This is a genomic window from Chryseobacterium shigense (assembly GCF_014207845.1).
Classification (GTDB): Bacteria; Bacteroidota; Bacteroidia; order Flavobacteriales; family Weeksellaceae; genus Chryseobacterium; species Chryseobacterium shigense_A.
The window spans coordinates 1,684,058-1,703,488 of record NZ_JACHLC010000001.1 but is presented as its reverse complement, the minus strand read 5'-3'; the positions used below and the strand labels follow the sequence as shown (position 1 = coordinate 1,703,488).

Here is a 19,431-nt window from a genome sequence, read left to right as displayed (position 1 = left end):
TAAATTCGCATAAAAATTTTTAAAATAATGAACTACGATATCATTGTCATCGGAAGCGGTCCTGGCGGTTATGTTACTGCGATCAGAGCAGCACAATTGGGTTTCAAAACTGCAATTATCGAGAAAGAAAATTTAGGAGGTATCTGCCTGAACTGGGGATGTATTCCTACAAAAGCTTTACTGAAGTCTGCCCAGGTTTTTCATTATATCAACCATGCTGAAGACTATGGCCTGAATAAAGTGGAAGCCAGCTTTGAATTTCCAAACGTGATTCAGAGAAGCCGTGGCGTAGCCGGCAAAATGAGCAAAGGAATTGAATTCCTTATGAAGAAAAACAAGATCGATGTGATTCTTGGTACAGCTAAAGTTCAGAAAGGTAAAAAAGTTTCTGTTACAGATAAAGACGGTAAAGTAACCGAATATGCAGCGGAAAATATCATTATTGCAACCGGGGCACGTTCAAGAGAACTTCCTAACCTTCCTCAGGATGGTAAAAAAGTAATCGGGTACAGACAGGCATTATCTCTTCCTGAACAGCCAAAATCTATGATCGTTGTAGGTTCAGGTGCTATTGGGGTAGAATTTGCCGATTTCTACAATACAATGGGAACTAAAGTAACCGTTGTAGAGTTTATGCCGAACATTGTTCCTGTAGAAGATGAAGAAATTTCTAAGCATTTAGAAAAGTCTCTTAAAAAGACAGGAATCGAGATCATGACAAATGCTTCTGTAGAAAGTGTTGACACAAGCGGAGAAGGGGTGAAAGCCACTGTAAAAACAGCTAACGGAAACATTACCCTTGAAGCTGATATTTTACTTTCTGCCGTAGGTATCGCGGCCAATATCGAAAACATCGGATTGGAAGAAGTAGGAATCCAGACAGATAAAGGAAGAGTTTTAGTAAACGAATGGTACGAAACTTCAGTTCCGGGTTACTATGCAATCGGAGATATTATTCCTACCCAGGCTTTGGCACACGTTGCTTCTGCTGAAGGAATTACTTGTGTTGAAAAAATCAAAGGAATGCACGTTGAAAAGATCGATTACGGTAATATTCCGGGATGTACATACTGTCACCCTGAAGTAGCATCTGTAGGTCTTACAGAAAAGCAGGCAAAAGAAAAAGGATACGAAATCAAAGTAGGGAAATTCCCGCTTTCCGCAAGTGGTAAAGCAACTGCTAACGGAAATACGGACGGTTTCATCAAAGTTATTTTCGATGCCAAATACGGTGAGTGGTTAGGATGTCATATGATTGGTGAAGGAGTTACAGATATGGTTGCAGAAGCGGTAGTTGCCAGAAAACTGGAGACTACAGGTCATGAGATCATCAAATCTATCCACCCGCACCCAACAGTTTCTGAAGCTATTATGGAGGCTGCTGCTGCTGCTTACGGAGAAGTAATCCACATCTAAGATCAGTAATTAAGAAGATTCAATATCTTTATATACCAACCACAGGCATTTTGTCTGTGGTTTTTTTGTAAATTCAGTCAAAATTTTAAGAATGAAAAACAAATATATTATTCTTACCCTTTCACTGGCCGGGCTCATTGCTGCACAGTCGAAAAATGATTTTATAAGTCCCAACGAAAATCTGATTGCAGAAAATATACTGCCTATTCCAAAAAGCCTTAACCAGGTTATTAAGAAGTATTCAGAAAGCAGAAATGCAGGAATTGCAGGCATTCATCCCAATGGAAAAGAGATCATTGCCACAACCCGTTTTGCTTCTACCAACCAGCTTCATAAGATTTCGTTTCCGATGGGAGCCAGAAAACAGATTACCTTCTTTGATGAACCTGTGAGTACAGCATCCTACGAACCCGTAAAAGGAGAATATCTGATCTATGGAAAAGATACAGGAGGAAATGAATTCGGACAGCTTTTTAAGCTCGATCTGAAAACTCTGGAATCCCAACTTCTTACCGATGGCGGAAGATCCCAGAACGGTGGAATTACCTGGAAAAAAGACGGATCAGGATTTTATTTTTCATCCACCAAAAGGAATGGCGGCGACAGGGATATTTATTACATGGATCCCTTAAAACCAGAGGATACTCAACTCGTACTGGAAGTGAAAGGTGGCGGCTGGGGAATTTCTGACCTTTCTGAAGACGGCAAAAAGCTCCTGATCTCAGAATATGTTTCTGCCAATGATTCTTACCTGTATATCTATGATCTGGAAACGAAAAAACTGGAACCAATTACTGACAGAAAGGAAAAAGGGGTAGTACAGGGCGGAGCTTCTTTCAGCAAAAACCCTGATGAAATTTTCTATGTTACAGACCGTAACAATGAATTCAGCAGGCTGGCTGTCTTAAATTTAAAAACCAAAAAAACAGACTATCTTACTTCTTCTATTCCGTGGAATGTGGAAGATTATGATCTTTCGGAAGATCAGTCCAGATTGGCATTTGTAACAAATGAGAGCGGAATTAATAAGCTGTATATTATGGATACCGCGACCAAAAAATATACACAGGTAAGCCAGATTCCAATTGGGCTGATTGGTGGCGTAAAGTTTTCCAACGATGGAAAATCTCTCTACTTTTCAAGATCTGCCGCAGATTCAGGATCAGATATCTACAAAATGGATATGGCCAGCCAGAGCATAGAAAGATGGACGGAAAGCGAGCAGGGTGAAATGCAGCCTGCCGATATGTCGGTTCCCAAACTGATAGAATGGAAGAGCTTTGACAATCTGAAAATCTCCGGATTTTATTACCCTGCAGCATCGAAATTTACAGGAAAAAGACCGGTGATTATTAACATTCACGGTGGTCCGGAAGGTCAGTCTATGGCTTCTTCTTTGGGCTCTTCCAATTATTTCACCAATGAAATGGGAGTTGCCATGATCTATCCTAATGTAAGAGGTTCATCCGGTTTCGGGAAAACATTCATTGCTGCGGATAACTGGGATCTGAGAATGAATTCCGTGAAAGATATAGGAGCACTGTTGGACTGGATCGCCAAACAGCCTGAACTGGACAAAGACAGGATTATGATCATGGGAGGAAGCTACGGCGGTTTTATGACGCTGGCAACCGCTTACGAATATGCCGATAAGATCAGGTGTTCCGTAGATATTGTCGGAATTTCTGATTTTAATACCTTTCTTAAAAATACCGAAGAATACCGCAGAGATTTAAGGAGAGTAGAGTACGGCGACGAAAGAATTCCCAAAATGGCAGCATTTTTCACCAAAATTGCCCCTCTGAACAATATCGATAAAATTAAAAAACCAATGTTTATCATCCAAGGAACCAATGACCCGAGAGTCCCCGTAACTGAGGCTGTTCAGATGAGGGACAAACTGAAAGCTCAGGGAAAAACAGTTTGGTACCTGGAAGCTAAAAATGAAGGCCACGGATTCAGAAAAAAAGAAAATGTAGATTTTCAGAGGCTTGCCGTTATCAGATTTATGCAGGAATATCTGTTAAAATAATTTTTAACATAATATTTATATAATTTAAACTTAATTTCTCGCCCTGTTTTCTTACATTTATTCTATGAATTTTGAGAGAACAGGGCTGGTTTTGTCAGGAGGCGGTACCAAAGGGATTGCCCATGCAGGAGTTTTAAAATTCTTGAACGAAAAAAATATAGAAGTTGATGTACTGTCATGCTGCAGTGCCGGGTCTATTGTGGGATGTCTTCATGCTGTAGGAAAAACGCCGGATGAAATCCTGGAATTCTTCAATTCGGTTTATTTTTTCAACTGGAAACATTTTACTTTCAATCAGCCGGGACTGGTTTCTTCCATAATTTTCAGGAACTATCTTAAGCCTATTTTTCACGACATGAAACTGGGAGATTTGGAAAAAGAGGTGAAAATTGTTGCAACAGAGCTGGTTTCCGGAACCCAGAAAATTTTTGATGAAAATTTTAAAGTCATGGATGCCATCATTGCTTCATGTTCCATTCCGGGGGTTACAACACCTTACATTATTGGTGAGGAAATGTACTGTGACGGAGGTGTGCTGAATAATTTTCCGGCAGATATCATCAGGGATGAATGCGATAAACTTATAGGAGTTTTTGTTTCTCCGCCTCATGATATTGATATTAAAGATTTAAAATCGATCAAAGCTATTGTTTCCCGGTCTTACGACCTTCTTTCCTACAGGATAGAGAAGGGAAAATTCGATTACTGCGATTGGTTTATCACTTCCCAGAAACTCTCTTCATATGGTACTTTCGAAAGGAGAAAAGACCGCTTGGAAGAAATTTTCAATGTCGGCTATAAAGCTGCAGAAGAAAGCTATGAAACAAGCCGTTTCAGTACTCAATTGAGGCAGTCCGGGACATAATAATCACAATAAACAGCTGATTTTTTCTCGCTTTATCAGATCAGCTTGCTGATTCTCTCTCAGCTCCCTTAAATAGAACAGGAAAATATTATAACCTTTGCGTTAAAAAACATTTGAAAAGGTTACAGAAAAATCCCACAGATTATACAAATTCCACATATAAGAATTTTATAAAATGCAGGATTATAGGTTTTTATTTTTGAGTGTAATTGAAACCCTTATACTGATTTATTTTACTGCTTCACTACAACTCCGTCCTGACGTACAATTTCATTATTATTTTCATCATTCACGGTTAATGTATAAGGAGCTTTGGTCGCTGAATCGGTAAGATAATTTCTCCATACCTGGTAATTATGCCCTTTATTCACAAAGTTGAAATAGTAATTTCCTCCGGAACCGTCCGGGATAAGTTCACCATCACTGATAATCATACTTGGTTTTGATGTGATTTTGGCATTGGCAGACCACGACTGGTAAAGGTATTTCCCATTGGGCTGTTTATCAATCCTGATTTTGAATTTTTTTGTTTTAATGATAACTGTTTTAGGAACCTTCTGGAAAGGCTGTGTATCATTGGAAACAGTGATAATGTTCACTAAAGCAGGTTTTCCGGTTGCATGCACTGAAGAAAATAAAGCCACACTAAAGGCTCCCAGTAAAATCTTTTTGATCATGATTTATAGGTTATTGGTTAGGCTTAAACCCAATCAAATATGAAGCCATGCTGTTATCCGGAGCTAGCTTGAATTAAGAAACAGCCGTATAGCTTGCAAAAGCTTCTTCCAGGCTGTCGAATCTGCCTTTAAACTCTTCGATAGGGCAGTCCTGGAGAATATTACCTTTATGAATAAGAATCACACGGGAACACAATGCTTCCACTTCCTGCATAATGTGTGTAGATAAAAGTACTGTTTTCTGCTGGCCAATTTCTTTCACTACGTTCCTGATCTCAATGATCTGATTGGGGTCCAGGCCGTTGGTAGGTTCATCCAGAATTAACAGATCAGGTTGATGAATAATGGCCTGTGCAAGCCCGACCCTTTGTTTGTATCCTTTAGATAGCTGGCCGATCTTCTTTGATTTTTCAGGAGTAATTCCCACCAATTCGATCACTTCATCTACTCTGGCTGAAGAAATTTTATGGATATTTGCCACAAACTGAAGATATTCTTTAACGTACATTTCCAGATATAACGGATTGTTTTCAGGAAGAAAACCTATTTTTTTCTTGCTTTCGGTCTCGTTTTCGGAAATATTCATTCCGTTGAAGATAATTTCGCCCTGATCAATTTTCAGCGCCCCGACAATGGATTTCATCAGTGTGGATTTTCCGGCTCCGTTAGGACCCAGAAGACCAATGATCTCATTTTTATCAATAGAAATATTGATGTTATCCAGTGCAGTCTGTTCCCCGAATTTTTTAGTCAAGTTGATTATCTGAAGCGGCATAATAGTAATGTCTTTCTGCAAAAATAAAAATAAAAAAACTCATTCGGATGAATGAGTTGAGTAATATTGAAAAATAATATGATTATTTCTTTGATTTTTTGTTGCCTGAAGCCGGTACCGCAGTAGAAGCCTGGTTTGAAACAGGTTTTGCACCGTTGTTGCCCGGTTTTTCATACATGGCAGATTTGCCATTGGCTTTTCCAAATATCTTCTCTATCTGTTTTCTGTTCAGGAACTGAGATTTTCCAACGTACTTGCGGTTTTTATTGATGTACTGGATGAACTGCATGGTTGGCTGCCCGTAGTTTTTCTCGTAATGAAGCTCAATGATATCATTAGGAAGCTCCAGGATAACGTTTTCGTCCGGAACGGAAATAAAACCGTCCATAATCAGTTTATACAGCCCGGAAACGTCACCGTCTACGTTCTGGAACGAAAAAGATCTGATGGTATTCAGGTTACTGGTATTAAGATCCTGATAGTTGATGGTGAATTTATTTTCTTTTTTATATAAACCTACGGAATTATCCTTGCCGATTTCCACCAAGCTTTCATTTTTCAGCACCTTAATCTGTGAGAAAACTGAAATACCGAACATACATGTAATGAGTAGAATTATTTTTCTCATGTGGAGGGATTTTAATGTTTTATAAATTTGTGTCTTACAATTACTGATAAAAAGTTTTTTAAACAATCTTATTAGCTGAAGCAAAAGTAATACTTTTTTTTAATATCCATAATGGGTGATCTGCTGATATTATGTATGTTGCTGTATTTGAGGCTGTTTTATAGAGCTTTATTTTTAGGCACTTGTAAATTCATGCGTTCGGTTTCGGGCAATGATCAATTAGTTTAACAGATATTTCCACTATTATAAATTATTAATTTACAAATCATAAATGTTTTTGATTGAAAATTGTATCAGGGAACTCCTTACCGGGAGAAATTTAAAACAGAGAAATAATAGCTTTAATTTCCAATATATTTTGACAGAATTAAGGGGTATGTATTAACTTTGTAACATTTATCAAAAATGTTTTAAAAACTTTCTGCATAATCTATTGTGCAAAACAAGTTCCCATATTAAATATGAAAAGATATTTTACTTATATATTGCTTCTTGGATTTTCTTTGTTGGGCCAGAATAAAATGGCCGGGCAATCCACCTATGCTCAGGAATGGAAACTATCCGAGCAGAAGAACGAAGCTCTTGCCTTTGATGCAGATACACAATTATCCGATGCGGAAATGGCGCTGGATAAAAAATTATTCCAGCTTAGAAAACAAATCCTTACCGAAGCGGAAACACAAAAGATATCCCTGTTCAACAGTTCTTTTAATGAATTAAAACCTCTCATTGAAACCAGCAGGTTATTTAAAATCATCCAGACGATGCCGAAAGGAGGTTTGCTGCACAGCCACAGCGGAGGTTTGGCAGATGTAAAATGGGTGATTTCTACGGCAATAAAATATAAGGAATGCTATGTTTACGACCAGAAGGATAATGACCAATATATTTACGGGCAGCTGGCCTTTTTTGCAAAGGAAAATGTTCCGGCAGGATTTGTGAGCCTGGATAAGAAACTGGCTTCAGATGCCGGATTTGAAAAACAACTGCAGGATCTTCTTACCTTAAAACGGGATAAGCTCTGTACCTATACGGATTACTGGGTTGAGTTTGAGAAGCGTTTCAAGCGCATCAATCTTCTGCTGCCTTACCGCCCTTTCTTTAAAGAATATTATCTGAAGGGTTTTCAGGATCTGGCTAAAGATCATGTACAGCATTTGGAGATCAGGTTTATATTTGATGAGCTTTACGATTTTCAGCATGGAAAATATCCTTTAAAAACTTCAATTACCGATCTGCAGGACGTTCTTAAGGAAATCCGTCAAACGAATCCGGAATTCAGTTTGAAACTGATTTATTCCAGCTTTAAATTTCTGGACCCGGAAAGTGTTGAAAAGCAACTTGAAACGGCCTTTGAGCTCAAAAAACAATTCCCGGACATGATTTCAGGTTTTGATCTTGTGGCGGATGAGGCTGCCGGAAACAGTATTTATTCCTTTCAGAAAGACTGGATGAAGCTGAATGAGCTTTCTAAAAAATACGGGGTAGAAATGCCGCTTTTCCTTCATGCGGGCGAAAGCAATTCTGTTTTCAATAAAAATATCGTGGATATTTCCTTGCTGAATAACCAGCGGATAGGGCACGGCCTGAACCTGATCTATTTTCCGGCCACCATGGAAGAGGTTAAGAAGCAGAACAAGCTGGTAGAGGTAAGCCCCATCAGTAATCAGGTCCTGGGCTATGTAAGTGATCTGAGGAACCATCCTGCAAGGGTTTTACTGAGCAACGGCGTGCAGTGTTCCATTAACAGTGATGATCCGTCTGTGTACGGCTATGAAGGCCTCAGCTATGATTTCTGGGTAGCTTTTATGTATTGGGAGCTGGATGTGAAAGCGCTTAAAAAGCTTGTCTTTAACTCTGTTAATTATTCTTCTCTGAATAAGGACCAGAAAAAGCAAGCCATTGTGTATCTGGATAAGCAGTGGAATGATTTTGTTGAAAAGGGAAATGGGAGTTTGAAATAAATGCCTGTATGAGGGTAATGTAAGTTTTATGTAAAGGAAACTGCACTGATATTCTTATCAAGGTTTATGATTTTCAATATTTTATTTGAATTAAAAGCTTATTCTACCAATTATTACTTTACATTAACTATTTTTCAGGAGCATAAAAAACTAAAAATTATGAAAAAAACTCTATTCACCTGTTTTCTTTTACTGAACCTCTCCATTTTAAATGCACAGACTATAGAATCGGGAAACAGGAGTACAACAGGCTACATCAAAACGGATGGAACCATTGAGAACAGCAGCCGTTCCACAGTAGGGTACATCAGGTCCGACGGAACGATTGAGGATAAAAGCCGGTCCACCATCGGTTACATTAAAAGTGATGGCACTATAGAGAATAAAAGCCGTTCTACTGTGGGTTACGTTAAGAAGGATGGTACGATAGAAAACAGCAGCCGTTCCACCATTGGTTACATCAAAGACGATGGAACTGTAGAAAACAGCAGCCGTAGTACTATTGGCTATGCGAAAGGCATCAGAAAAGAGTGGGCGGCGGTAGTGTATTTCTTTTTTAAACTGGACTGATCGTTTGTATTGTGAAGCAGGTTTTTTCAGATCCTGTTTTGTTGTGGCCTGTCCGGAACAGATACTCAAAAAATGAGGAGACTTTCCCAATTAATAATATTCAAATTCTCTTTCTATTTTTTGCTGCAGGGCTCCATGGTCATCTGTCAGCTCTTCATAAACGGGATTTTCATGCTGGTCTAGCTTTACATTTTGATAAATAAGCTTAGATTTTTTTTGCTTCACGGCATCTTCAAGAAGCGTTTCTTTTTTAGGGGTATAGGTATAAAAAATGGTGCTGTTAACTGGCGTTTCAAAAAAATTCCCGGTTTCTTCTGTTTTGATAAGACGGTTGTTTTTGTCGAAATAAAATAACTTGGTCAATGATATACTGCGAAAAGGATTTTCTGAAACTCTTTTGTACAGGGAATCAGAAATTTTTTCAAAATAGCCGGTTGTTTCTGTTTTCTTATTTCCGGGATTGAAGGCTTCGAAATAGCGTTTGGCTTTGTCCTTTGAATTGTAGTTAATCACCTTATTGATCGATCTTTTATGAGAAGGCTCGCTTTCTGCATTATAATATTCTATTTTCGTGAGAAAACCTTCTTTGTCGAAATAAGAAATACTTTTGTAAATGTTGTCCGGTAAAAAGGTAATGACCTCTGTGATCTTTTTGGGATGGCCGGAATAATTAGAAAATTTCAGGTCATTAATAACTGAATTTTCCTGACTGCTTACAAGCGTATATAACAGAATAAACAGATAGCTAAGTTTTGTTTTCATAGGGTAAGCGTTATAGTGCTTTTCAATATCCGTTAACTTTCAAATATAAGCAACTCTCCCTGATAATAGTAGTTTTTTGCTAATTGTTTGTTATAATACTGTTTTGCTGCTGCTCAGAATAAAATCTCCTGAATCATGAAACTTCAAAAGGCAGATATTAAGCACTACTACGGAAACCCGTATTTTATAGTTCAGGACGTGATATATTTTTGCAGAAATAAATATTATCTATAATGAAAAAAATAATTTTACTACTGATTGTTGGTCTTACTGTATTTTCCTGTGAAGGCTCTGGTAATTCGGAGGACGGTTCAGGCGGTTCAGAATACTGCTCATACAACGGACATACTTTGCATGTAGGCGAAAAAGGAGGCTGTTATTATATCAATTCTTCAGGTGACAAAGTGTATGTAGATAAAAGTTACTGCAAAAATTGCTACTAAAAATAACGCTCATGTTTAAGGTGAGGTTTTATAGTTTTTGGTTCAATCCTCGGTTTCCGGGGATTTTTTGTGTTGCAATAATGTGGATGTCATTAAATGGCTGATGGATCAGGAACAGTTAATGATTTTCAATGTTTTTTTTGGTTAATCATCTTATCAGATAGGTCCGTACCCAGATCATAACCCTCTTCAGGGAATCTGACAGGGGCCGGTATGTCTTCAATAAAGGCCTGAAGCCCGTTTTATAAGCCTCCGGACACCGTTTTGTAAGTGGTTTTACCCCCTTGGGTAAGGGGGGGGCGGGCGTTCCTTAAAGGGTACCGGCAGTTTGATAAGTCCTTCCGGAGGGTTGTGGAAATGCCCGGAGACGCTTTGAAAGAGCCTACAGATCCTGTATGGGGTTTTTTGTGAATTTCCGGGATGTTTTTTCAGGCTGCAATTACCGGAAAAGTTTTAAAAAAATTAGCGGAGAAGAAGATAAATTCCGACACCAATTGAAGCATAAGCGACAACCGTAATAATATCCGCTATGGGTTGCGAAAAACGTTTTTCCGCAATTCTCTCAGCATTGATCTGGTTTTTATGGAATTTCAGGATTTTTTTAGGATTGTGAACCGGGTGTACCACAAGGCTGTCGCTTTCCCACTTGTCTACTATTACTTTATAGCTTCTGCCGTCAACGTCTATTTTAACGTTTTTACCGGAGGCAAGTTTCTCCTGAATATTAACCGGGGCTGGCGCTTGCTGTGGGCCCAAAGATTCAGCTGCTGCATTTTTCATTGATGCAGCCGTATTATTAGCCTGAGCTGCATTCTTTTTAGAGTCCTGCTTATTGTCGGCAGCCGGATCTGCCGGCTTTTTTACCTGATACGTATAGCAACTGGTAAGGGAACATAATATAATAATGAAATAAAGATTCTTTCGCATGAGCCAAATTTAAGAATTAAACGGAATATTTGGGAGTTTGTTTTGAAAGATGGTGATTTTTTAGAAATCACTGCTGTAATGTCTTCTTGGTTTAAGTTCATAAATAAACAAATCTTTAAAAAAAAATATCTGAAATAAAGAGGTTTTGAAGAACGAAAGTATTTTGATTTTATAAAAAAGATATTTTTATGGAGGAGACATTATTTGTATTTTTGTCTGCTTTAATAATTAATTTTTTAAAATTTAATGAGGGATTTTACGCATATAGAATTATTTGCAGGTTGTGGAGGAATGAACTTAGGGCTCGAAAGAGCAGGATATAACTTACTCTTTGCAAATGAAATATCGCCAATGGCAAGTGAAACATTTGCTTATAATTTTTTTGATGAAAACTTATTACAATTAGCAAATGAAAAATTAAGTCCTAAAAATACGCTATGGATTGCGAGTGAATATACTTCGGAAAATTTGAAGGATAGATTGCGAGAAAATCCTTTTGATGGTAAAAAAATATATTCTGATTTAACCGAAGATACTGATGTAAATGGTAAACTTTTAGTTGGTGATATAGATAGGTTGCATAGCTTTTTACTCAAAAATAATAAATATGCAGAATTAAGACAAATGGATATTGATCTAGTATCTGGTGGCCCCCCTTGTCAAAGCTTTAGCCTTGCTGGTAAAAGAGAGAAAAATAATGCAAAAAATCTATTACCACTATCCTTTGCTAAATTTGCAGGATCTGTACAGCCAAAAGTTGTTTTATTAGAAAATGTTAAAGGAATAACAGCTCCATTTTTAGAAAATGGTGAAAAATATTTTGCATGGCTAGAGGTGTCTAAAGCATTTGCATTAGAAGGGTATTTTCCTATATGTATGATGATTAATTCGAAGTATTTTGGTGTTCCTCAAAATAGGCCAAGATTTATTTTAATGGCTTACAGAAAAGATATCTTTTTGAAATTGAAAAAAAAGATTAAAAATCAACAAAGTGAAGATATAATAGAGAATACCTTATCTTTTTACAACAAAGTAATAGACAATAAAAAATCACTCGATAATGTAATGATTTCCGATCTTAACTACTATGATATTGAAAGTGATTCCATATTTTTTAATGATATTCTTTTACCGAAGCCGTTAACAATGAAACAAAATTTTGTAACAGTTGCTAGTGCGATTGATGATCTTTCGAAAAAAGGAGTAGGTAATTCTATTTATATATCTAATGTAAATAATATGTTTAAGAGTACAAAAATCTTGAATAAAGCACTTAACTTTGAATTGAGAACGCATAATATTATTACACAAGCAAGGTTTAGATTCTATCAAATCTTAGAAGAATTGCCACACAACTATAAAAAAGAATTAAATAGTTTATTGACGGAGAAAGAAAGTACTTTGATAATAAATGAAGTATTTGACCAAATCAAAAAATATAAATTTATTATTCCTGATAAAGAATTGCAAAATATAAGTGATCGTAAATTAAGAAGTTCTAGTGAACTTATTAATTTAATTACTCTTCTAAAAACGAAGAAACATAGCCAAAGATCGCTTAATAGAAATCAACCTGCACCAGCTCAACTCACAATTCCTGATGATATTTGTCACTATGATTTTAATTCACCAAGAGTGCTAACAGTAAGAGAGATGGCGCGTATCCAGTCTTTTCCAGATTGGTTTGAATTTAGATCTAAAGTTACAACAGGTGGAAAGATGCGCAAATATGAAACTCCACAATATACACAAGTGGGAAATGCAGTTCCTCCAATCCTAAGTATGACATTGGGAAAATTAGTTAAAAATTTATTAAATAAAATTGAGGAGTAATTATTACTCCTCAATTTTATTTAATAAAGATGAAAATAAGAATATTCTTCATTGCTATCGTTCAATGCCTGAATTTTTAAATTGATACAGCCTCTGGCACCTATACCTCTAAAGGCAGATTGGAAATTATTATTAAATATTTCTTTTATTGATCGACATATATTTTGTGAGGTTGGTTTTCCCCAATAATTACCTCCACTTAAATTGTATACTCGTTGTACTGCTACACTACCACTAGTATAATTAGAGCGTTGATTTGTGGGAACTGTCACAAATGAATATGTAAATTTGTGACAATTTTGTATACTATAATTATTTCTACCAATAGTAATATTTCTACCTGTAAAGCCTCCAGAGGAATAAATCATATCCCAGAGCATTGGTATTTGAGCATTATCATTCCAATTAGTTTTGCATTGAATTATTCCAATTTCAAATAAGTTGAAATCTCGCTCTATAAGACTATCCAGTACGTTGATATTTAAGGAATTGTCTACCGCTAAAAAGTCATTGAATATACTACCTCTATTAAGCGATACCTCTTCAATGTTATTATTGTAATCAGGTGAGTCGGGGAAAATAAGAACGGTAATGTCTGATTCAGTATTACAAGGGAAATTACTGTAATTAACCGTGATAGAATCCTGTATATGTTTTGGAATTAAGCTCATCCTTCTAATTGCAACAGCTCTACTGTTTATCATACATAAATTCAAATACCAACATACTAGAGCCTCCCATGCCGTACCACCTCCGGAAAGACTACCTTGATCTCTTCCACCTTGGCCAGTCATCTTGAATATTTCTGAAAGAGTATCTCCCAAATTCAATATGTCAGTGGCGCTATAGTTTTCTCCTAACTTTCTGTCAATTTCGGGTTTCCAAATTGTCCAACATGTACGAAATGTTGGTATATTAAAAATATCATCAATAGATTTCTTTCTATAATATTCTGGTAGATTCATTTAATCTAATTTATTTGATAGTTTTATATATTTTTTCATATCAAAATTAAAGAGCTCTTGTATTGTAACATTAAGTTCTTTGCTGATTATGAGTAGAGTATCGTATCGAGGATTAGTATTGCCTCTTTCTAATTCTCCTATTGTCTTTTTTGCATGTCCGGTTCTTAAGCCTAACTCTTCTTGTGAAATAGGTTTATTTGTCTCGGGGTTTATAACTTTTTTTCTTAATTCAGAAATTCTATAACCAAGAGCTTTTTTACAATTATGAAGTTCAATTTCATTCATTAACTGTAAAATTCTAGGTTTGAAGTTAAAATTTAGGATACTTATATGTATCCTTTTGATTTTTTTATTATATTTGCAAAATAGGTTACAGTAAATGTAACTTTGCGATACTTCAAAGAATATTAGAAGCTATTGCTTGGAATCTCGGTTTGAAAACTGGTACTTTTTAGCATACGAGAGGATAAGTAATGAAGCTCACGACCTAGGCGTGGGCTCTCTTATCTGTATGCAGGTATACCAGTGCCCCAAACCGGATATTGTAGAGTCCCATGCCGTTTTATTTTCATGCTGTTCTGTTTTTCTACAATTATCTTTTTCTAAGCCTGCTTTTACCACATAAAGTATCATGATATGGTACAATGGAGTGTACAATCCATTGCGGCTTCAGGGCTTTTTACGGGAACACAAATATTATCATATTATTTTTTCTGGCCTGTACGGGAAGGAAGTTCAGGCGGGCTTCCTTCCTCACGACCAGTACAAAATAGCAGAAAATCACTTATTACAAAATACAAACTCATGAAAAACAACAGAACAGCCTTTGAAACCCGCTTTTGGGCAGGTGGCAGGAAGCGTTCCGGCTTGAAGCTGATGAAGGCCTATTTTCAGTTCAATGATCTGGCGGCCTCTAAAGAGCAGTTAAGCAGCATTATGAATTGCGCTATCAATAGAAATACATGGATAAAAGAAGATCCGTCCGTTATCTTTCAGTTTCATCAGTCTATGCGTTCGTTTGTGCGTGCAGGTTATCTTATAGCACTTACGGAAAAGAAACGGAGCATTAATACCCAGCTGGAAAATGTCTCTCCATTGCTTCTCGGCCTGCTTTCGGAGAAGGAATATCAAAATCCTCTGCTGGTCTTTAAAAAAGCATTCAAAGAATACAGCATCAGGGAATTTGATTATTTTATGTCCGGGATTGTCTATTTCTCACTGGGAGTCTACGAGAATGTGCCGGAGAAGAATATCATCAACCCATATATTCATCTTATTAAAATGCTGGATGCAGCGTACATTATTCTGGAAAGAAGAGAAAAGGAAATAAATGTAGTTAGCTAGAAAGTAAGAACAGAAATAAAATCTGCTCAATCGGCTTAATCTGCGGGATATTTTTTTTAACGCAAAGGTTTAATGGGTGATGTTATATTTTAAAGATGGCAAAGGTGGAATCAATTTCATTGATTCTTTCTAAGCCGGCGCATAACCATACAGCTTCATCTGCGACTTTGTCGCTTTCTTGGCTTCCTTATCAATAAACGGATTGAATTTTACCTTTACGTTAAAAAAACTTGTTAGTACCAATTTTGGTGCAGCTCCCAAAAAACACAAGTTGGAAAGAATTAACAATAAAAACGGCAAATATCTATGATATTTGCCGTTTCAAGTGACCTCGACAGGATTCAAACCTGTAACCTTCTGAGCCGTAATCAGATGCGCTATTCAGTTGCGCCACGAGGCCTTTATTAAAGGTTTGCAAATATAGCACTTTTTTCCTTTCTTTGAAAGATGAAACAGAGAATTTTACTTTTATTTACAGTTGCAGCGCTAATCTCCTGTAAAAGAGAACAAAAAATTTCACCCCCAAACTGGAACCAAATATCAAACCGTACACAATTTAAGGAGCATGATGGTATTTTGGAACTGAAATCGGGAAATTTCACCTATACTTTTAAAACAAATCAGACCCCGTTTAAGAAAATTGTCCTTTTAAATGCCAGTATGGCAGGATATATTTCTGAGCTTGGAGCCGAAAATCTGGTTGTTGGAGTTTCCAGCCCGGAATATATCTACTCGGAGAAGATCCAGAGCCTTTTGAAAGAAGGAAAGATTCAGAATGTAGGAAGCGAACAGAAATATGACGTAGAAAAAATCATTTCCATGAAACCGGATGCTGTTTTCACCAATTATATTGCAAGTTTCGACAATACCTACCAGCTCCTGAAAAATAACGGAATTCAGGTAGTTTTCCTTGATGAATATATGGAACAGCTTCCATTGGAAAAAACGGCTTATATCAAACTTTTCGGGGAATTCTTCGGAAAAGAGAAAGAAGCCGGGGAAAAATACAGGGAAATTGAAAAAAATTATAATAAACTGAAACAGCTGGCATTAAAAGCAAAAGACCAACCTGTAGTGCTTGCCAATGAAATGTACGGAAATGTATGGTATCTTCCGGGAGGGAAAACATCTGTGGCCAATTATATTACGGATGCCAACGCTTCCTACATCATGAAAGATAATAAAGAAGAAAAATCCCTCACCATGAGCTTTGAAGAAGTATATGCCAAATCCGGCAGTGTACGTTACTGGATAAACGCAGGAATTCACGCTTCAAAAAAAGAAATGTTGGGAACTAATCCTCTTTATGGAAAACTGGAGGTATTCAATAAAGGAAAGATCTACACCATTGCAGGAAAAGAAAGACAGAAAGCCAATGATTTTTTTGAAAGCGGAGCCATAAGGGCAGACCTTATCCTGAAAGATTACATTAAGATCTTCCATCCCGAACTGCTGCCGGAATATCAGCTTACCTATATGAAAGAACTTCAGTAACTCGAACGAATTGTTTATTTTTGTAGTCGTTTTTAGAAATTATGTGGAAAAAAATTAAGCAGGCTGTTTTTATTATTCTTGTTCTGAACGTATTTTTTATTGTTTGGGGCAGATTTTTTAATCCACCAATCACCATAACACAGATTGGAGGCCTTTTTGAGTATGGAAAGCTGCACAGGGATTATATTTCCTATGATGAAATGGGTAATAATGTTAAAAAAGCAGTAATTGCTTCCGAAGACCAGAAATTCTTTGATCATAACGGTTTCGATTATACAGCCATCGAAAAAGCAATGAAGAATAATGAAAAAGGAAGAAAAATCCGCGGTGGAAGCACTATTTCCCAGCAGACAGCCAAAAATGTTTTCCTCTGGCAGGGAAGAAGCTGGTTCAGAAAAGGACTTGAAGCTGTTTACACCTTTATTATTGAGAAAGTATGGAGCAAGGATATCATTCTTGAAAGATACCTGAATTCCATTGAAATGGGGCAGGGCGTATTTGGTGTGGAAGCTGCCGCACAGTATTATTTCGGGAAATCCTCTAAAGATCTGAGCGCTTCAGATGCCGCCTGGATTGCCGCTGTACTGCCTAATCCAAAGAAATATGATCCTAAAAACCCATCCCCGTATTTGAGAAAGAAACATAATTGGATCATGAGACAGATGAGGAATGTGAGTTTGAAATAGTATCTTTGTACCAATGAAATTTTTTAATTCCAGTACAAATTTTGAATCAGTTCTTAAAAAATATTTCTCTTTTAAGAACGAAACTATTTCTTTAGAGCCATTTGCCGAGTTTTTAGAGAGCATAAAAAGGGCAGATTTTACAGATGTCCTTAATTTTCTGAGAAGTAACCCGGATTTTGCTGAAAATTTTAAACATTACATTCATAATATTTTCAAAGGAAGACCTTTCAACCTTTCTCTTACCGAGGCCAATATCCTTTCAGAAAATGCCTTCTTTCCGGAACTGAAAAAAAGAATCCTTAATAAAATTTTACCACCCGTAGAAAATGAAAAAACGGTGTGGTACATGATTGATAATGTGAGTTTCAGACCCAAGAAAGACCTGAAATATCTTCACAATCTTCCTGAAAATGAAATTGATGAATTTTTAACTCTGCTGGGTGCTTCAGATTTTATAACCAAACCCAATGTTAAAAAAGAGCTGATCTTCTCGATGAATATTCTTTCCTGGCGTGTTACAGGAATGGCCATGGAAGTGGAAGTGGTAAGAATGGCTCCTCAGTACAGGAATCTTGATAATCCGTTCTTGGCCCTTCAGAATGAACTTGAAGTACTTACCGAAGACTTTAAAAAAGATCCGGGCCTGCAGCTGCACTCCAAAGACAGCCGTTATAAGCAGATCAAGATCTATGCAGAGCAGTGCCTTGAATTTGTCAATATCGCCTTTAAAAACTCAGCCAAATACGGGATTTCGGGAAAGATCAACCAATCGCTGCTTAAGATCCGTCAGCAGACTGAAAGAATCTATGAGATCGTACAGCTTTTGGTTATTGATAATGAACAGGATATTACCATAAAATCTAAACAGCTGGTTTTTAATATACTCAGCTACAAATCCCATAAAAATAATATTGCAGATCTGATCAACGACAGTACACGTCTAATCTCGCACCTTATTACCAACCATACTGCAGAAACCGGAACCCATTACATTACCTCTACCCGGAAAGAATACATGACAATGTTTTATAAAGCCAGCGGAGGAGGGATCATTGTTGGAGCACTTTGTGTTCTGAAAATGCTGTACGGATATATCCCGGGCAGTGATTTTTCACATGCATTTTTATATTCAATCAATTATGCGATGGGGTTTGTGATGATCTATCTGATGGGCTTTACCCTGGCCACGAAACAGCCTGCAATGACAGCGGCTACGATGACCAAAGTATTATCAGAAGAAGGAAACAGCAAACGGAATAATACCGAATTTGCCCATCTTGTATCAAAGCTGTTCAGAAGCCAGTTTATTGCATTTGTGGGGAATGTGCTTCTCTCATTTCCTATTGCGCTGGCGATTATTTATGGTTTGGATGTATTTTTTTCTCAGAATTTAGCTGTAGAAAGGTCAGATAAACTATTAAAAGACCTTGATCCTTTTAAATCCAAAGCCATACTGCATGCCAGTATTGCAGGATTCTATCTTTTTATTTCAGGAATTATTTCAGGGAATATAGGCAACAATTCCGTGTTTTACCAGATCCCGGAAAGAATTGCAAAAAACCTTTCCATCAGAAATTTTTTCGGGAAAAAGTTTGCGAAAAGTTTATCTAAATATTATGCTAAGAACTGGCCGGGAATTGTTTCCAATTTCTGGTTTGGGGTATTTTTGGGGGCAACCGCTCCGGTAGGTTTGTTTTTCGGATTGGATCTTGATATCAGGCACATTACCTTTGCTGCCGGAAACTTTGCTTTGGGGCTTTACGGAAAGGATTTTTCAGTGGATTCCTATACCTTCTGGATATCTTTCTTTACTGTCTTTTTAATTGGGTTCTTTAACTTCCTGGTAAGTTTTACATTATCTATGTTCCTGGCATTCAGATCAAGAAAAATGAACTTCGGACAGGTAAGTGAAATTTACCGTGAGATTTTCAAATATTTTGTAAAGCATCCGTTTAAGTTTTTCTTTCCGCTGCGTTCAGGTCTGGATAAAAAAGCAGATGATCTGATGAGCAGTACAATTACAAATAAATCTGAAGATCATTAATATTTT

The 19,431-nt window shown here is 36.9% G+C and carries 18 protein-coding genes and 1 tRNA gene; 11 read left to right on the top strand and 8 right to left on the bottom strand.

Annotated features, from left to right (window positions below):
• The first annotated feature begins 27 nt into the window (after positions 1-27).
• The 3 genes from lpdA (at position 28) to HNP36_RS07840 (ending at position 4,313) form a co-directional block, all read left to right on the top strand.
• A complete protein-coding gene (lpdA, locus tag HNP36_RS07850; protein ID WP_184158721.1) occupies positions 28-1,416 on the top strand; it encodes a dihydrolipoyl dehydrogenase in 1,389 nt (462 codons plus the stop codon).
• A 91-nt stretch (positions 1,417-1,507) separates the two neighbouring features.
• Complete coding sequence (locus HNP36_RS07845; protein ID WP_184158722.1) at positions 1,508-3,448, top strand: S9 family peptidase; 1,941 nt, start codon at positions 1,508-1,510, stop codon at positions 3,446-3,448.
• 64 nt (positions 3,449-3,512) lie between these two features.
• Positions 3,513-4,313 (top strand): patatin-like phospholipase family protein, encoded by an 801-nt coding sequence (locus HNP36_RS07840; RefSeq protein WP_184158723.1) that lies wholly within the window; start codon positions 3,513-3,515, stop codon positions 4,311-4,313.
• A 233-nt stretch (positions 4,314-4,546) separates the two neighbouring features.
• On the opposite strand, the gene HNP36_RS07835 is transcribed toward HNP36_RS07840, so the two are convergent.
• The 3 genes from HNP36_RS07835 to HNP36_RS07825 form a co-directional block, all read right to left on the bottom strand.
• A complete protein-coding gene (locus HNP36_RS07835) occupies positions 4,547-4,990 on the bottom strand; it encodes a hypothetical protein (RefSeq protein ID WP_184158725.1) in 444 nt (147 codons plus the stop codon).
• 73 nt (positions 4,991-5,063) lie between these two features.
• Complete coding sequence (locus HNP36_RS07830; protein ID WP_184158727.1) at positions 5,064-5,765, bottom strand: ABC transporter ATP-binding protein; 702 nt, start codon at positions 5,763-5,765, stop codon at positions 5,064-5,066.
• Between the two features lie 82 nt (positions 5,766-5,847).
• Positions 5,848-6,393 carry a hypothetical protein gene (locus HNP36_RS07825; RefSeq protein WP_184158729.1) on the bottom strand — a complete coding sequence of 182 codons (546 nt, stop codon included), beginning with the start codon at positions 6,391-6,393 and terminating at the stop codon, positions 5,848-5,850.
• 461 nt (positions 6,394-6,854) lie between these two features.
• Here HNP36_RS07825 and HNP36_RS07820 point away from each other — a divergent pair, with 461 nt between their 5' ends.
• Together HNP36_RS07820 and HNP36_RS07815 are read left to right on the top strand one after the other, a co-directional pair.
• On the top strand, positions 6,855-8,357 hold the full coding sequence (locus tag HNP36_RS07820; RefSeq protein WP_184158731.1) for an adenosine kinase: 1,503 nt from the start codon (positions 6,855-6,857) through the stop codon (positions 8,355-8,357).
• 159 nt (positions 8,358-8,516) lie between these two features.
• Positions 8,517-8,927 carry a 5-fold beta-flower protein gene (locus HNP36_RS07815; RefSeq protein ID WP_184158733.1) on the top strand — a complete coding sequence of 137 codons (411 nt, stop codon included), beginning with the start codon at positions 8,517-8,519 and terminating at the stop codon, positions 8,925-8,927.
• 90 nt (positions 8,928-9,017) lie between these two features.
• Here HNP36_RS07815 and HNP36_RS07810 read toward each other — a convergent pair whose 3' ends face one another.
• Positions 9,018-9,689 (bottom strand): hypothetical protein, encoded by a 672-nt coding sequence (locus HNP36_RS07810; protein WP_184158735.1) that lies wholly within the window; start codon positions 9,687-9,689, stop codon positions 9,018-9,020.
• Positions 9,690-9,922: 233 nt separating this feature from the next.
• On the opposite strand from HNP36_RS07810, the gene HNP36_RS07805 reads away from it, so the two are divergent.
• A complete protein-coding gene (locus tag HNP36_RS07805; RefSeq protein ID WP_184158737.1) occupies positions 9,923-10,132 on the top strand; it encodes a hypothetical protein in 210 nt (69 codons plus the stop codon).
• A 462-nt stretch (positions 10,133-10,594) separates the two neighbouring features.
• Here HNP36_RS07805 and HNP36_RS07800 read toward each other — a convergent pair whose 3' ends face one another.
• The gene (locus tag HNP36_RS07800; protein ID WP_184158738.1) at positions 10,595-11,059 is read right to left on the bottom strand and encodes a hypothetical protein; all 465 of its coding nucleotides are present in this window, start codon (positions 11,057-11,059) and stop codon (positions 10,595-10,597) included.
• A 246-nt stretch (positions 11,060-11,305) separates the two neighbouring features.
• Between HNP36_RS07800 and HNP36_RS07795 the strand changes: the two genes are divergently transcribed.
• A complete protein-coding gene (locus HNP36_RS07795; protein ID WP_184158740.1) occupies positions 11,306-12,892 on the top strand; it encodes a DNA cytosine methyltransferase in 1,587 nt (528 codons plus the stop codon).
• Between the two features lie 20 nt (positions 12,893-12,912).
• On the opposite strand, the gene HNP36_RS07790 is transcribed toward HNP36_RS07795, so the two are convergent.
• Both HNP36_RS07790 and HNP36_RS07785 read right to left on the bottom strand, forming a co-directional pair.
• Complete coding sequence (locus tag HNP36_RS07790; RefSeq protein ID WP_184158742.1) at positions 12,913-13,857, bottom strand: hypothetical protein; 945 nt, start codon at positions 13,855-13,857, stop codon at positions 12,913-12,915.
• Entirely contained in the window at positions 13,858-14,142 is a 285-nt protein-coding gene (locus HNP36_RS07785) for a helix-turn-helix domain-containing protein (protein ID WP_184158744.1), read from the bottom strand.
• Between the two features lie 351 nt (positions 14,143-14,493).
• Here HNP36_RS07785 and HNP36_RS07780 point away from each other — a divergent pair, with 351 nt between their 5' ends.
• Entirely contained in the window at positions 14,494-15,201 is a 708-nt protein-coding gene (locus tag HNP36_RS07780; RefSeq protein ID WP_184158746.1) for a hypothetical protein, read from the top strand.
• Between the two features lie 326 nt (positions 15,202-15,527).
• Here the strand turns inward: HNP36_RS07780 and HNP36_RS07775 are convergent.
• Positions 15,528-15,601: transfer RNA gene (locus HNP36_RS07775), tRNA-Arg, on the bottom strand.
• Positions 15,602-15,648: 47 nt separating this feature from the next.
• Here HNP36_RS07775 and HNP36_RS07770 point away from each other — a divergent pair.
• The 3 genes from HNP36_RS07770 to HNP36_RS07760 are packed head-to-tail and all read left to right on the top strand — an operon-like array spanning position 15,649 to position 19,425.
• On the top strand, positions 15,649-16,695 hold the full coding sequence (locus HNP36_RS07770; protein ID WP_184158748.1) for an ABC transporter substrate-binding protein: 1,047 nt from the start codon (positions 15,649-15,651) through the stop codon (positions 16,693-16,695).
• A gap of 41 nt (positions 16,696-16,736) precedes the next feature.
• Positions 16,737-17,381, top strand: a complete 645-nt coding sequence (gene mtgA, locus HNP36_RS07765) for a monofunctional biosynthetic peptidoglycan transglycosylase (RefSeq protein WP_184158750.1) — start codon at positions 16,737-16,739, stop codon at positions 17,379-17,381.
• 13 nt (positions 17,382-17,394) lie between these two features.
• On the top strand, positions 17,395-19,425 hold the full coding sequence (locus tag HNP36_RS07760; protein WP_184158752.1) for a recombinase: 2,031 nt from the start codon (positions 17,395-17,397) through the stop codon (positions 19,423-19,425).
• The last annotated feature ends 6 nt before the right edge of the window (positions 19,426-19,431 follow it).